This window comes from Flavobacteriales bacterium, assembly GCA_021296215.1.
Lineage (GTDB): Bacteria > Bacteroidota > Bacteroidia > Flavobacteriales > ECT2AJA-044 > ECT2AJA-044.
This window is the reverse complement of sequence record JAGWBA010000016.1, coordinates 23,087-36,353: the sequence shown is the minus strand read 5'-3', so window position 1 is coordinate 36,353 and position 13,267 is coordinate 23,087. Positions and strand designations below refer to the sequence as shown.

At 49.7% G+C, this 13,267-nt stretch carries 14 protein-coding genes; 10 read left to right on the top strand and 4 right to left on the bottom strand.

Annotation, left to right across the window (positions count from 1 at the left end; all coding sequences use genetic code 11):
* Positions 1-144 precede the first annotated feature (144 nt).
* The 8 genes from J4F31_04545 (at position 145) to J4F31_04510 (ending at position 6,012) form a co-directional block, all read left to right on the top strand.
* The gene (locus tag J4F31_04545; GenBank protein ID MCE2495834.1) at positions 145-1,575 is read left to right on the top strand and encodes a DEAD/DEAH box helicase; all 1,431 of its coding nucleotides are present in this window, start codon (positions 145-147) and stop codon (positions 1,573-1,575) included.
* Between the two features lie 28 nt (positions 1,576-1,603).
* Positions 1,604-2,281: a hypothetical protein gene (locus tag J4F31_04540; protein MCE2495833.1), complete on the top strand. Its 678-nt coding sequence runs from the start codon at positions 1,604-1,606 to the stop codon at positions 2,279-2,281.
* A 184-nt stretch (positions 2,282-2,465) separates the two neighbouring features.
* Positions 2,466-2,738, top strand: a complete 273-nt coding sequence (locus J4F31_04535) for a hypothetical protein (protein MCE2495832.1) — start codon at positions 2,466-2,468, stop codon at positions 2,736-2,738.
* A 21-nt stretch (positions 2,739-2,759) separates the two neighbouring features.
* Positions 2,760-2,912 (top strand): hypothetical protein, encoded by a 153-nt coding sequence (locus J4F31_04530; protein ID MCE2495831.1) that lies wholly within the window; start codon positions 2,760-2,762, stop codon positions 2,910-2,912.
* Between the two features lie 91 nt (positions 2,913-3,003).
* The gene (locus tag J4F31_04525; GenBank protein MCE2495830.1) at positions 3,004-3,390 is read left to right on the top strand and encodes a hypothetical protein; all 387 of its coding nucleotides are present in this window, start codon (positions 3,004-3,006) and stop codon (positions 3,388-3,390) included.
* Entirely contained in the window at positions 3,380-4,921 is a 1,542-nt protein-coding gene (locus J4F31_04520) for a trypsin-like peptidase domain-containing protein (GenBank protein MCE2495829.1), read from the top strand. The genes J4F31_04525 and J4F31_04520 overlap by 11 nt, the downstream gene beginning before the upstream one ends.
* Before the next feature lie 49 nt (positions 4,922-4,970).
* A complete protein-coding gene (locus tag J4F31_04515) occupies positions 4,971-5,516 on the top strand; it encodes a DUF2911 domain-containing protein (protein ID MCE2495828.1) in 546 nt (181 codons plus the stop codon).
* Positions 5,517-5,556: 40 nt separating this feature from the next.
* Entirely contained in the window at positions 5,557-6,012 is a 456-nt protein-coding gene (locus J4F31_04510) for a hypothetical protein (protein ID MCE2495827.1), read from the top strand.
* Here the strand turns inward: J4F31_04510 and pnuC are convergent.
* Positions 5,984-6,607 carry a nicotinamide riboside transporter PnuC gene (pnuC, locus tag J4F31_04505; protein ID MCE2495826.1) on the bottom strand — a complete coding sequence of 208 codons (624 nt, stop codon included), beginning with the start codon at positions 6,605-6,607 and terminating at the stop codon, positions 5,984-5,986. The genes J4F31_04510 and pnuC overlap by 29 nt on opposite strands.
* Positions 6,608-6,628: 21 nt before the next feature.
* Positions 6,629-9,832, bottom strand: a complete 3,204-nt coding sequence (locus tag J4F31_04500) for a gliding motility-associated C-terminal domain-containing protein (GenBank protein MCE2495825.1) — start codon at positions 9,830-9,832, stop codon at positions 6,629-6,631.
* A gap of 30 nt (positions 9,833-9,862) precedes the next feature.
* Here J4F31_04500 and J4F31_04495 point away from each other — a divergent pair, with 30 nt between their 5' ends.
* Positions 9,863-10,891: a WYL domain-containing protein gene (locus J4F31_04495; GenBank protein ID MCE2495824.1), complete on the top strand. Its 1,029-nt coding sequence runs from the start codon at positions 9,863-9,865 to the stop codon at positions 10,889-10,891.
* 76 nt (positions 10,892-10,967) lie between these two features.
* On the opposite strand, the gene J4F31_04490 is transcribed toward J4F31_04495, so the two are convergent.
* Positions 10,968-12,032, bottom strand: coding sequence for a ketoacyl-ACP synthase III (locus tag J4F31_04490; GenBank protein ID MCE2495823.1), 1,065 nt, complete (start codon positions 12,030-12,032; stop codon positions 10,968-10,970).
* Positions 12,033-12,178: 146 nt separating this feature from the next.
* Here J4F31_04490 and J4F31_04485 point away from each other — a divergent pair, with 146 nt between their 5' ends.
* Positions 12,179-12,745, top strand: a complete 567-nt coding sequence (locus tag J4F31_04485) for a PorT family protein (GenBank protein ID MCE2495822.1) — start codon at positions 12,179-12,181, stop codon at positions 12,743-12,745.
* Here J4F31_04485 and J4F31_04480 read toward each other — a convergent pair.
* Positions 12,742-13,170 carry a hypothetical protein gene (locus J4F31_04480; GenBank protein MCE2495821.1) on the bottom strand — a complete coding sequence of 143 codons (429 nt, stop codon included), beginning with the start codon at positions 13,168-13,170 and terminating at the stop codon, positions 12,742-12,744. The genes J4F31_04485 and J4F31_04480 overlap by 4 nt on opposite strands.
* Positions 13,171-13,267 lie beyond the last annotated feature (97 nt).

Here is a 13,267-nt window from a genome sequence, read left to right as displayed (position 1 = left end):
AGATCGTCAGTAGTAGACGTCTTTATAGTTTAAATGTATTAAATCGCACGTTCACTTGCGATTTAATACAGCACCTTTTCTGTTTTATTTCACGACCTTTGTCACTCATTTCTAACGACTTCCCTTTTGACATCATTCAAATCCATGGGCCTATCCAGCGAAATGCTGCGCGGCCTTGAAACTTTGGGCTTCCACGAGCCAAGCGAAATACAAGCACAAGCCATTCCCCTATTGCTCGACGGCGACAACGACCTCATCGGTCTAGCACAAACCGGAACGGGTAAAACGGGTGCCTTCGGCATTCCACTCCTCGAACGGATCGACCATCAGAACCCAAGAACCCAAGCACTTATCCTCGCCCCTACTCGGGAGCTGGGCCAACAGATCGCCCAACAACTCTCGCTATTCAGCAAATATCAGGAGAGGGTGAACGTCTTGGCCGTATACGGCGGAGCGGCCATCTCTAACCAGATCAAAGATCTAAAACGACCTCAACAAGTGATTATCGCAACGCCGGGCCGACTCATCGACCTCATTGAGCGAAAGGCAATTGACCTGAGCTCATTGTCCATCTTGGTGCTCGACGAAGCCGATGAGATGTTGAACATGGGATTCAAGGAAGAACTCGACAAGATCCTGAGCTACACTCCAGCCAGCAAACTTACTTGGCTTTTTTCGGCCACCATGCCTCAAGAGATTCGACGTATGGTACAATCGTACATGAACGCTCCCGTAGAAGTACGCGTTTCGGCCAAAGACGAGGTGAATAAAAACATTGATCATCAATACGTCATAACTCAAGGAGCTAAACGGCGCGAAGCCCTAACTCGATTCCTGGACCACGAGCCCGATACTAGAGGCGTGGTTTTTTGTCGCACCAAACGCGACACGCAGGATATGGCCGAGTGGCTGATGAAGCACGACTACAGGTCCGATGCCTTGCACGGTGACCTCAGTCAGCAACAGCGCGATCGCGTCATGAAGCGGTTCAAAGACGGGGAACTCCAGGTCTTGATCGCTACGGATGTCGCTGCCCGCGGTATCGACGTAAATGACCTCACCCACGTGTTTCACATGGCACTCTCTGACGACCCCGCCTACTACACGCACCGGAGCGGACGTACCGCCCGAGCCGGAAAAAAGGGGATCTCCCTGGTTTTGGGCACGGGTCGCGACAAAGGTCGCCTCTTGCGGCTCGAAGAAAAGCTGGGCATCAACTTCTCCAAAGCCGAAGTTCCTACAAGTGCCGAAATTCAAGAAGCGCGGATCGATCAATGGTGTAATGACATCCTCAACACCAAACCTAAAGACAAGATCGACGGACAGCTCTTCTTCAAAGTCGCGAGTACGCTCTCGGGCATGACCAAGGAAGAACTCATTGCCAAGCTGCTGGTGCTTGAAATGGAGCGCAATGCCCTTCGCGATGGAGATGATCTAAACCAACGATTCGAGAAAGGCAGCAGTAAAAGTCACCAATCGGGCCGCAGGCCCTACAATAAAAATAAAGGCAGCAATAAGGGCGGAAAAAAGAACTTTCATTCCAAAAGCCGACACCAAGGTCGACGTCGAAGATAATTGGCGCGCTTTTTGACCCACATCGGTCATGGGGATCTTGATCTTGATTCTTTTACCGACCTTGCTCTTGGCTCAAGCTCCAATAGAATGCGAGTGGGCGAGTTTTAATGTTTACCGGTATGGGCAGGTAAATCGGCTCAACCTCTTGCAGCAACCCGAGGGCAGCAAATATGCCGAATGGAGCATACAGAACCAATTCGACTCCCTGTTAGTGCTTAGGAAAGATAGCCTATGCGTTCTTGGTTTTCGCCCTGCGGGCGGATATGCAATGCAGTGGGATCGTCGGATTTTCGTCTGCCCCAAACAAAAGCTTAAAAGAAAGGATAAGTCTGCCGGGCAAGAGCCCCAAGGTGTTTTCGCGTTCAATGAATTTTATGCAGAGGAATGTAAACTCCTAATTCTGGATTCAGACTGGCACCCTGATACCTTATTGTATACGAGCACTTGGAATTGCAGCGACCCTTTATGTGGAAGCAAACACGGCCATATTCAGTTCAGGACCGAGCATTGGAGCCGTCCGCAATTCGGAACACTGGTCACTCGATCTTCCATTTATGGACGCCCGAGTCAACTTTCTTTCTATTATGCCAGCGACCCTAAATGGATGCGCATCATAGAGGCACTTTCAAAAAATATGGATTGGGAGTTCACCCCCATACAAGCCGGTAAGATGAAGCAATGCTTAGGTTTTTCACCGGAACTGTGATTTAAGGGCGAAAAATTCTTTTCACAGGTCTAGACACCGAACTACTTTAGTACTGGTTTCAAGAACAGCGTCTTCGGTTTCTCCAGAACCAATCATACCCGAAGACGCAACGTTCGTTCAAGCGCGTAGATCTCCAGCTACGCGCTTTTTTTTTCCCATCTTGTAGTTCCTAATTGTGTTGATCATGCGAACCTTGAATCGAGCAGCCGGCATGCTCTCGCTACTGCTACTGACCATATCGTGCCGCGTTCAATTCGTGGCGGACTACGATGGCCAATTGGCCAATCAGGTCGAGAATGCCGCAGAGGCCGTGGATTACTTCTACTTGACCATGGCCGAGAGCACAACGGACGAATTCGGAGCCCGAAACTACCAGTTCTTCAAGGAAGATTACCTCAAGATCGAAGTACAACTGAATTCCATCCTTCGAAATAACCGAATTCAGCCACTAAACTAAAACAGTACGCGCATCGCTCAATTGACCCTCGAAAAATGGGTCGAATACAAAGAACGACATAAGAAAAAAGACGAGATCTCCGATGCGGAGATCAAACTGAATCGGCTGACCATGAGCGACTTTTTCTACGCGATGCTCGTGGCAGAGGAAGGCAAAAAATTGGCAACCCCTTAAACGTATCACATGATAATCGATATTGATGAAACGCTGAAGCAGATGGTCAGCACTGTGGAAGGAGCACTGGGCGATGGCTGGAAAAAAGTGAGTGGATCCACGAAGGACATGCTACACAGACAACGAGAACGATTCATTTTCGCCCAGCCTGAACGAATCGATTCAGTGCTACACCGAAGCGGGGTTCGAAGAAGGCGATGCTCGCAGCTATGTTTTGTACGAACGACTGGGGATCGTGCCGGAATCGGCCTGTATCGACACATCTCGAAAAACCGATCGGGGTGCCGGTGTGCTATATGGCGAGGACATCAAAATCGAGGACTGCGAGCGATTCACTTGGGAACGACAGCGCAATGCCGCCATAGCGTTAGGTGGTGTGTGGAAGAAACTAGCCCAACGAATAAACGACGAAATTGAGGAGGAAGAGAAGAAAAAAATCTTCGAAATGACCGTGGACTGCTTGTGCGATGAAGAATAAACTACTGATTCTGATCCTAGTGCTTTGGCTTCCGAGCACGGCCAATACTCCAGCTGTAGAGGCCATTGAGCGGGCCGTAGTTCAAGTAGAAAGTGGCGCCAAGGTAGGGTCTGGTTTTTTGTACCGTGATCGAAGTTATGTCGTAACGAACCTTCACCTGATCGAGAATGCGAACGACATAAGGCTTCTGCTTTACAACGATGTCCGAAGAGGAAGAGTCGTAAAGGTGTTGAAGCGTTACGACCTCGTGTTGATAGAACTCGATCGGCCGGCAGATTCAGAATGCACGGTCATCAGTAGCATTAACACCCAACCAGCCGCCAACAGCACACTTTACACCCTCGGCCATAATGGAGGTGGGAACATCAATACGCTGATCGACAGGAGCCTGAGACTTGGCTTCACGTCTGACAAAAGGCTAAGCGGTCTATTACCCGAAAGCATTCGCCGTACCTTTTCACAATGCAAGAGTCCCGATCCAGAGATCGAGATCGTGTACTTCGAAGGAACTCTTCTACCGGGGTTTTCGGGTGCTCCAATAATCGATGAACGAGGGAACCTGGTAGCCATAGTGGATGGAGGGCTCGATCGCGATGCCAGCTCCATAAGCCGGGGCATTGCCGTAAATCGCCTATCGGATCTAATGAGCTCCAACGGATCGACCATTATGAGGCCTTGTGGCTCGAATACAGGCGTAACTTTTTCGGCCGACAGGATACTGACCAAGGAGAACTCTGATGTAGTCCAAACGAAGGGTTTTACCCCGGTTAAAACCAAGACTCGAACGGTGGAGGAAATGATGGCCACGGTCGACGATCCGGTCAGTTTGAGGGAGTTGGCAAATCAAACGGTTGGAGCAATAGGTAAGCCGGGTTACATGATCCTGAAATACGACATATACGAAGACCTTGAATCAGGCGCTGTGATCTGCGTACCTGAAGGCGCTCAACTTGAAAAGCGCGGAGACCATTTGATCGCAGAATTCCCCAATTACCACATGGCTTTCATGGTTGAACTGCAGCGAGTGTCCAACCCGAACGCCTTGCTTTGGAACAGGTTCAACGAAGCTGCAAATAAATTCCAACAGCGCATAGTAGAGCGGGATCAAAACAGATACTTTGGAAAGCACCCCTTTGATGACCGGTACTACATGTACCAGCCCGATTCTTCCATGAGCTATATGGAGCCTCAAATCCGAAATGATGAGATCGTTGTGAACAGGATCAGCTACATGGGGTACTTGGCCAATACCGATTATTACGGAAATCCACTTGATCAGGAACCGTTCAGCTATTCGTTTCAAACCCTTTTTGGAAAGGGAGATATATTTCTGGGAGCGGTAGCCCTGAACGACGATTCCAGAGCCGAATACGCGGAAGAGGTGACTGGCTGTATCCTCTCCGGTGCCTGCGAAACGATTGCTCCGAGCGATTGCTCATCAACCTGCTATAAGGTGCGTACTTGGCTCAGCTTGGTGCTCGGTACGTATATGAATGGCTTCTCAAATACGTACTACAATTATCACGAATAATCGGGCGCTTTCGTACCTTCATCGTGCTATGTAACCAAACTAACCCGCAATGACACGTTTTTTAAAATGGCTGTTCATATCCTTGGTCGCACTTATCGTTCTTCTTTTTGGCGCATATAAATACATGCAATCCCAAACCAAGAAGCACAGTCCTGAAGAAACCATTTCACATACCGTTTCCGGTGGTGAGGTAGAGGTCTTTTATAACCGTCCTTACAAAAAAGACCGAGTGATCTTCGGCGACCTCGTACCTTATGGTGAAGTTTGGCGTACCAGAGCAAACGAGGCGACCACCTTTTCCACTAATGTCGATCTGACGATCGAGGGCGAAGATCTTGCCGCAGGCAAATATACTTTTTGGACAATTCCGAGTGAAACTGAATGGGTTTTGATTTGGAATACCAAGATGTACCCATGGGGAGTGAATTGGGATGCCAAAGCGGCTCGCGAAGATGCGCACGACATTCTTTCGGTTACGGTCCCGGCCGAAACCATAGACGATGTGGTGGAGCAGTTTACCATTCGATTCTCCAGTTCGAACGAGTTGATCCTGGAGTGGGATCATACTAGGGTTCGTGCACAAATTGGGTCCTAAGAGCCTCAATAAGGATCGCAATAACTATTTTTGAGTTGTTGTGAAACAACTCGTAACTGCGCTATTTTCTATCGTATTGTTCGGTGCTTTTGGACAAAGCGCCCAAATTGACAATACCCTTGAGTTTCAGATATCCGGCGGTTCGGCCACCGTTGCGAATTCCGGATTCGAAGTTCGATATTCACATCGCGTGAACGATCACATTGAGCTTTGGAATTGGGAATACTTTGTTGGCGGCGGATTTTGGTCACGTCCCGGCCAATTTGGACCTCATGCTTTAGCAGCTGGCCGCACGGCTTTTGGGCGGAAGAGACATCAGGTTTTAGGGGATTTGGGAGGCGTGATACTCTTTGACTTGAGCGATGGGTACAACAGCTACGCCTTGCCGGTACTGAATTTGGGCTACCGATACAACTCGCAGACCGATGACTGGCATATACAATTCACGGCCGGAACCTGGGGGCTTGTCAGTGTAAATCTCGGTCTGAAATGGTAGCGTTCCACTCGCGCAACCCCATGATGGCCAGATAGAGGAATACGATGTACTGAAAGGCCGTAATGCCCAATCCTTTATAGAAGTACAAAGGAACTGAGATCGCGTCTCCGATGATCCACAACCACCAGTGCTCGACTCGCTTTCGAGCCATGAAGTACATACCTGCGAAAAACAGTGCTGTCGTTGTTGCATCAACGTAAGGTACATCGCTATCGGTATAGCGGACCAATGCGAAGGCCAGAATCGCCCAGGCCGCGATGAGGAAGGCCACGAGTTGCGGATACTGATCGCGCCGTAGGCGCTGAATCGGCCTTTCTTCGGAATTCTCAGGCTTCAAGCGAAGCCAAACATACCAGCCGTAAATGCTCATCAAAGTGAAGTACACGTTGATGCCCATATCGGCGTAGAGCTTGGTGCCGAAACAGATATAGATGTAGAGCGCCGTGGAGATAATTCCGGTCGGATACACGGCTATCTTGGCCAATCGAGCGTAGTAAACACTGAGCAGGCCAAAGATCATGGCCACTGCTTCAATGACGATATTCAGTGTAGAATATTCGCGATAGGGTCCTATGATCAATTCAACGAGATCCACGGCCCAAAGATACATTCTGCGTCAACGAATCAAACGGAGCGTGGTTCTTTCTTCTTCGATGGTTCCGTCAGAGTACCAAACACGCACCCGCACTACAAAAACGGTGATCGTACTCACGGGCTCCCCATTCACGGACCCATCCCATCCGGAGTCTTTATCGTCGCCATTAAAAACGAGCTCGCCCCACCGATTGAAGATCTGGTACTCGAATTTTTCGAATTCATCGCCCTGCGGGCGGAAGTAGTCGTTCACGTTATCGCCATTTGGCGTAAACGCGTTGGGGATGTAGATAACGCCACGCGGGAAACAGCCGGGTTCGTAGGTCACAAAGGCCGAATCGACACCGCAGTAATTATGAAGCCAGGCAGTGAGTTCAAGGTTTTCATATCCTTGAATGACGGTATCGAGTTGGGGAGCGGGAATTTCATTACCGTCGATGGACCATCCCTGAAAAGTGGCGGTGTCGTTAGACGTATACCATAATGAGGTGGTTGGACAATCCTCTTGGTAGTACAACTCCACATCGGGATACACACCGATCCATAAGATCATGGTGTCGGCCACGGCACAGCCATTGAAATCCGTTCCGGAAAGGTAGTAAGTATCGCTTTGATCGAGTACGATGTAATTGCCAGAGTAGCCTACCGGCTCAACGTTCATTGTGGTCCACGGCAAGTTGGAAAGATCCAAGGCGTATGGACTGCACTCGGCCGTACTATCAGGTACAATATCGCTATAGTCATTGAACCACTGATGCCATAAACTATCGCGCTGAATGCAACTTCCGGAAGTTACGGTGAGGTAGTACCATCCCTGATCCAGGAAGTACGTATTCGCGGTGGAATCACCAGTGCTCCAGTCGTAGCGGTCGGCCCCCTGAACCGCTGAGTAAAGCAATGGCTCATTGGGGCACCAAACCGTAGTGTCATCGAGAAGAAGGTGGTAGTTAGCGCCGTTGACGTACAGCGAATCGTAGCATGTGATCTGTGAATTCGAGACGGCCACCCAAACGGTATCGGAAGCGGAAACATTCAACGAAATGCTGTTTACCGCTACCCCTGTACTCCATAAAACCTGATAGTCGGGACCGTATAAGGTATCAAGAGATAGCTGAAGAAGGCTGCCTTCGCAAAGTGTTGTATCGGACGTCAATAGCGGTTCCGCCGTTCTTTCGATCCACACCGAATCGCGCCCCAAGCAGGAAAAAGCATCATCATAGGCCTCCACCCAGTATTGTCCGCCCGCGCTGAGTAGTATGGTTTGGGTGGTCGCACCAGTGCTCCAAAGAAAGCTAACGTAACCCGAACCGGCGTTCAGCGTAACCTGTTGATCCCAGCAGATGAACAGCGAGTCTTGGAACGGATCGAAGGGGTTCCCCAATTTGTTGACCACAAGGGTATCGGAACAAATGATGGAACCGAAATCGGCGGTGTATACGTAGGTCGTCGTGTCGGTAATGGTATCGATGAAGGTAGTTGTGACAGCACCATTCGACCACGAAAACCCGGGCGGACAACCACTCGTGGGTGGGGCTGTGTTGGTTGTGGCGACAACATTATCGATGGCCCAGCTTTCATCGCACCATGGTGCTGATCCTGCGTTGGTGAGGTTGCCAAACCACTCCAAAACAAGATCACAATCGGAATGCGAAAAGGTCTTCTGAATGTTGTAGACGGTAGTACGAGAAGTTGGAGTACAGCGAGGCGGGAGATCCTGCATCGCCGATCCTGTAAAGGCTGGGTAATCGATTTGATAGTCGTCGGGATAGCTTTGCTGATTCGATGAAACGTTGGAAAACGCAGTATTTATTATCGATGAACCATCAGCTCTAAAGCCCCATAGATCGGGCCCATCGGGAAGGTTGTTCCCGTCCCACGAATCGAATATGTACAGAGTAAAAGAAACGGTCACCTGATCGTGCTCCGGAAGGTTCAGAAGAGTCCATTGTGCCGTGTCGTTACCAAACGGTCCGGCCGTTTGTTCGTAGAGGTACGACATGGTATCGGCAGGTAGCCATCCGGCCGAAAGGCCGTTATCGAAATCGGACCAAAAGGCAGCAAAGGGGGGCCTCGCGGATATTTCCGTGGTATCGCCATAGCAAACGTTCACGTTGGTCGCCTGTAAGTTGAGGTCGGCCACGAAGAGCTGGATGCTGTCAATGACCGAGCACCCCGATCCTTGGTCCGTGATGGTAACGGAGTACGTTCCTGGTTGCGTGAGTGGCCGGGGGTTAGCAGTTGCCCCATCGGACCAAGTATAGTTGGGATACACGCCGAGGTCGGCAAAAAAAGTATCTCCTTCGCAGATTATCGTTGCAGGCGGCAGCGGATCAACGCCGTTAAAGGCATTGATCGTAAGCGTATCGAATCGCTGAATACCACAGCTATCGGTTCGCGTTAGGGTGTAGGTCGTGGCCGGAAAAGGTGAGATCAGGGGGTTGGGAATGGTCGGGTCGGACACTCCTGTTGTAGGACTCCAAGAATAAGTCTGAATGTAGGGAGTGAAAAAATTGGGCTGAATCGTTCCGAAGCACTGATTTATAGTATCATTCGTTGAGTTTCCGGCGTACTCCATACAAATACGAATAGTCGCTGACGCCGCGCCTGTGGCCGCGGTTGCTCCCCACTGAACCTCACTCACCCCCAGAATAGATTGAAGATCTACGGTCCTACTCAACCGCAAGGAGCAATCGATGTAGAGATCGAGCTTTTGCGAATCGGGGTACCAATACAGTTGAGCCCGGTGCCAGTTTTGATCTTCTATATTCGCGTTTCCGGGCAGGGCGCTAACCGGGGCACTGAGTGCCGGGGACGGAGCATGAATCACTGTTCCGCCCGTGTGGTACGCAACGTGGTCGTAAACCGGGTCATCGGTTGGTGGGCCATTCTGGAATATGTCGATCTCCGCACCAAAGGCATTGGTAAGGGATCCGTACCCTAGTTGCTGCCCATACAACCCTATCGAATTACCGGGATCGTTCATTAGGACGATGACCATACCATCGGCTCCGAAGTCGGAGCTGCCGAGTAAAACCCTGGTGTCGATCACAAAAGGCTTGGTTAGGTCGAGGGTGTCTTCGAACCACACGGCCCCCACCTGCCCGGGGCCGTTCGAGGTAAGCGTATAGCAGCCATCCGTACCGAGAAAGGCCGTTCCCAAGGTATTGGGTTGCCCAACTGCGATACTGCCCCAAAAGAGAAGGAAAACGAATAGGCGGAGCTGCATACTCAAAGATAGTGATTAGATTCGTGTACAATGCCGGTAACTAAGAAACAACTGCTTAGAATAAGGGTGATCGATCGGGTACTGCGGAACAAATTCCGTACCGCTCCTGCCACCAAAGAGTTTTTGCGCGATCAATGCGTGGAGGAGCTCTTTGGAATCGATTCTGCTCGCTCTGGGAACGAGGTTTCATTGTTCACTATCGACAAGGACCTCCGTCTGATGCGGGACGAATACGACGCCCCAATCGCCTATGACAGAGGGAGCAAAGAGTACTACTACCAGGATGGCAATTATTCCCTCGATGGGTTGGGAATTGGGTCGAGAGAGATCGTCGCCTTGGAGTCAGCGGCTCAACTGCTTAGCGGTTTTGCCGACAACCCTCTGCTGCGCCAATTCGCTCCGGCGATCACCAGGCTGTGCGAGCGCCTTTCACTTCAAAAGAAGCACGACCAAGAGGAAGATCACTTCATCGAATTCGAAGTACTACCCCAATACGATGGCTGGTCGTACATCGATCAAATCTACAATGCGATAAAGGAGTGTCTGGTCATCGAGTTCGACTATTTCTATTTCGATGACGAACGTACGAGAACGGTTCGGCTCCACCCCTACTTACTTAAAGAATCACAACAGCGGTGGTACATAGTAGGTTGGTCGCCCGAACGTGAAGCACTCCGGCTATACGGCTTGGAACGCATCCGCTCGCTGCGCATGGGTCCCGTTAGATACCCCTCTTCCGAACGAAAAAAAATCGATGCAGCGGCTTACTTCAAACACGCCTATGGCATTTTTACGATTCCGGACAAGGCACCCTCTCGGGTGGAAGTGCGGCTCGATCGGCGCGATCTACTCTATGCTCGCACAAAACCATGGCATTCGTCTCAAGAGATTCTCTCCGAAGATGACCATGGGGGAGTATTGTCCTGGACCGTGCACGTAACACCTGACTTCAAAATGCAATTATTGTCACTCGGAGATAAGATTGAAGTTTTAGAGCCCAAATGGTTGAGAAAGGAGATTGCAGAGACGCTTAGGTCAGCTGCGGATAGGTATTCTTAATTCTTAATTGACTGAGTTCATGGTTCATTGCCCATAGCCAACTAAGAACTCAACCCTAAGAACTCAACCCTAAGAACTAAAGTATATAGGTCACCGCATTGATGTGCATGCCGGCGCCAACACTGGCAAAGAGTATGATCTCACCATCGTAAAGTTTGTGGCTACCTAAATTTCCTCGTTTCACCTGATCGAAAAGGGTAGGAACGGTCGCAACCGAGCTATTGCCAAGGGTGTGGATATTCATCGGAAGCACCTTCTCTTCCATGGGGACTTTATAGAGTCGATAAAAGCGCTTTACGATCGCCTCGTCCATTTTTTCATTGGCCTGATGGATGAAGATCTTTTCGAGGTCTTCTATCTTTTCTCCGGAGGCATCATAGCATTCCTTCATGGCTGCGGGCACTTCGGTCAACGCATACTCATAGATCTTACGGCCTTCCATTTTAATGTAGCGAACGCGAGGGTCGCTTTCAGGGGAATTAGATTTTCCCATAGCGAGGTAATAGGCCTCATCAACGGTATGTGTCAGGGTTCGGTGCGACAGTATTCCACGGCGTTCATCTTCTTTCTTTGCTTCCAGAATACAAGCACCTGCTCCATCCGCAAAGATCATGGCATCGCGATCATGTGGGTCCACCACTCTGGAGAGGGTTTCTGTTCCGATGACCAGAACCTTCTTGGCTTCTCCGGCCTGAATAAAGATGTGCCCTTGAATAAGGGATTGTATCCAGCCGGGACAACCGAACAAGATGTCGTATGCAACGCATCTAGGGTTCGCAATACCGAGGTTGTGCTTTACTCGAGCAGCCAATCCGGGTAATACATCGGTCTGAATCGTATGCTTCCGGACATCACCAAAATTGTGAGCAAGTATGATATAATCGAGAGATTCCGGATCCACTCCCGCATCCGCAATCGCAATCTCGGCAGCGCGAGTAGCGATCTCAGACGAAGTTTGATCCTCCTTAATGTACCGCCTTTCACGGATACCAGTGATCGCCTCGAACTTCTCAATGATCTTTTCATTGTCGTATTCCAAAGCCGTTTGGTCGTCGTTGTAAAAACCGTTTCGCATGAAATCGGCATTGGTGACCACGCGCTCCGGAATGCAACTTCCCGTTCCGGTAATGATAGAATTGATCATAGGACTAGATTTGAATCTAAGGTCTCCAAAATTCTTTGGAATTAAAGGGTATATGTACACTTATTAAGGAAGAACCAACTAACTATCAGGTCAAACCTGCTACAAAAAAGAGAAACTTAGTAAAAAAACTAAACTCAATCCATATGAAAACTGCTCTTATATCTATTGTTCTTGTAGCCTTTTTGGGCTTTGCTCTCGGTGTAAATGCACAAGAAGAAGTTACCCACGGAATTCGCGCATGTTGGTCAAATGCCGGGCTGTTTAACAACGGGGACCAAGTTCCATCATCGGGCGATTCGAAATCCGGATTTTACATAGGAACCTTCCGAACGACGCAAATCGTTCCGCTACTTCACTTGTATAAGGGGCTTGAGTATCAGCAAATGGGTGCAAAGGTCGATGACGACAATTTTAGAAACTTGCATTACATCAGCTTACCCACGGCACTTCGCCTAAAGCTCGGACCTGTATTCGCTCAAGCGGGAATCGCGGCCAATTTCAAGGTCGGAGAAAACATTACGGCACTTGGTCAAGATGTAAAGACCGATGACAATAAAGCCGAGTGGTACGATTTCCCCTGGCACACGGGCTTGGGCCTTAAGCTTGGTCCGATCACCGTAGATGCGCGCTACCATTGGGGCCTGAATGATATCGATGACTCTGGAGTTAGAAATCAATACTTCCAGTTAGGAGCAGTGCTGAGTTTCTAACCTGCGCGATAAAAGAACTCACCGCCATCCAATCTTAATTGTTGACCAAAGAGGTCGATCGTTTTCTCCGTACAGCGGTCGACTTCTTTCATTTTAGCCGCCCCGCGAATCAGATCGAGATCGAGCCAAGGACATGGATATGAAGTGCCCATAAGGTCCGATACCGTGCATAGGTCCTTCCACCGTGGCCCCATAGGCATTTGTTCGGTGAATTGTAACCCTTGCTTTCTCCAAAAGTGCAAGCGAGCCCGACGGGTAGGAATCGCGTTCACCGATTCGTGATACAGGGAACCATCACAGCTTACGTGTAGATCGCGCCGCCGGGCTTGCTCGCGGAGGAAAACCTGCGTTCGTTCGCGACCCCAAAGGCCTTCGAGTTTTTCTACCGGAATGAGGATATTGAAAGAAGTCAGTGAAACAGCCATAGTCTTTGTTATTTATTGACAATTCAAAGCTAGGACCCCACTTTGGCTTCTATTTACAATGTGGTTGAATCGTTCTTCGTTGTTCGGCGTTCGTTGA

What these genes read in the sequence shown, in the direction of transcription:
- J4F31_04535 (MCE2495832.1), top strand. Translation starts at nt 2,466, where the DNA reads ATGCGAACCTTGAATCGAGCAGCCGGCATGCTCTCGCTACTGCTACTG.
- J4F31_04520 (MCE2495829.1), top strand. Translation starts at nt 3,380, where the DNA reads ATGAAGAATAAACTACTGATTCTGATCCTAGTGCTTTGGCTTCCGAGC.
- J4F31_04540 (MCE2495833.1), top strand. Translation starts at nt 1,604, where the DNA reads ATGGGGATCTTGATCTTGATTCTTTTACCGACCTTGCTCTTGGCTCAA.
- J4F31_04515 (MCE2495828.1), top strand. Translation starts at nt 4,971, where the DNA reads ATGACACGTTTTTTAAAATGGCTGTTCATATCCTTGGTCGCACTTATC.
- J4F31_04485 (MCE2495822.1), top strand. Translation starts at nt 12,179, where the DNA reads ATGAAAACTGCTCTTATATCTATTGTTCTTGTAGCCTTTTTGGGCTTT.
- J4F31_04480 (MCE2495821.1), bottom strand. Translation starts at nt 13,170, where the DNA reads ATGGCTGTTTCACTGACTTCTTTCAATATCCTCATTCCGGTAGAAAAA.
- J4F31_04500 (MCE2495825.1), bottom strand. Translation starts at nt 9,832, where the DNA reads ATGCAGCTCCGCCTATTCGTTTTCCTTCTCTTTTGGGGCAGTATCGCA.
- J4F31_04545 (MCE2495834.1), top strand. Translation starts at nt 145, where the DNA reads ATGGGCCTATCCAGCGAAATGCTGCGCGGCCTTGAAACTTTGGGCTTC.
- J4F31_04495 (MCE2495824.1), top strand. Translation starts at nt 9,863, where the DNA reads ATGCCGGTAACTAAGAAACAACTGCTTAGAATAAGGGTGATCGATCGG.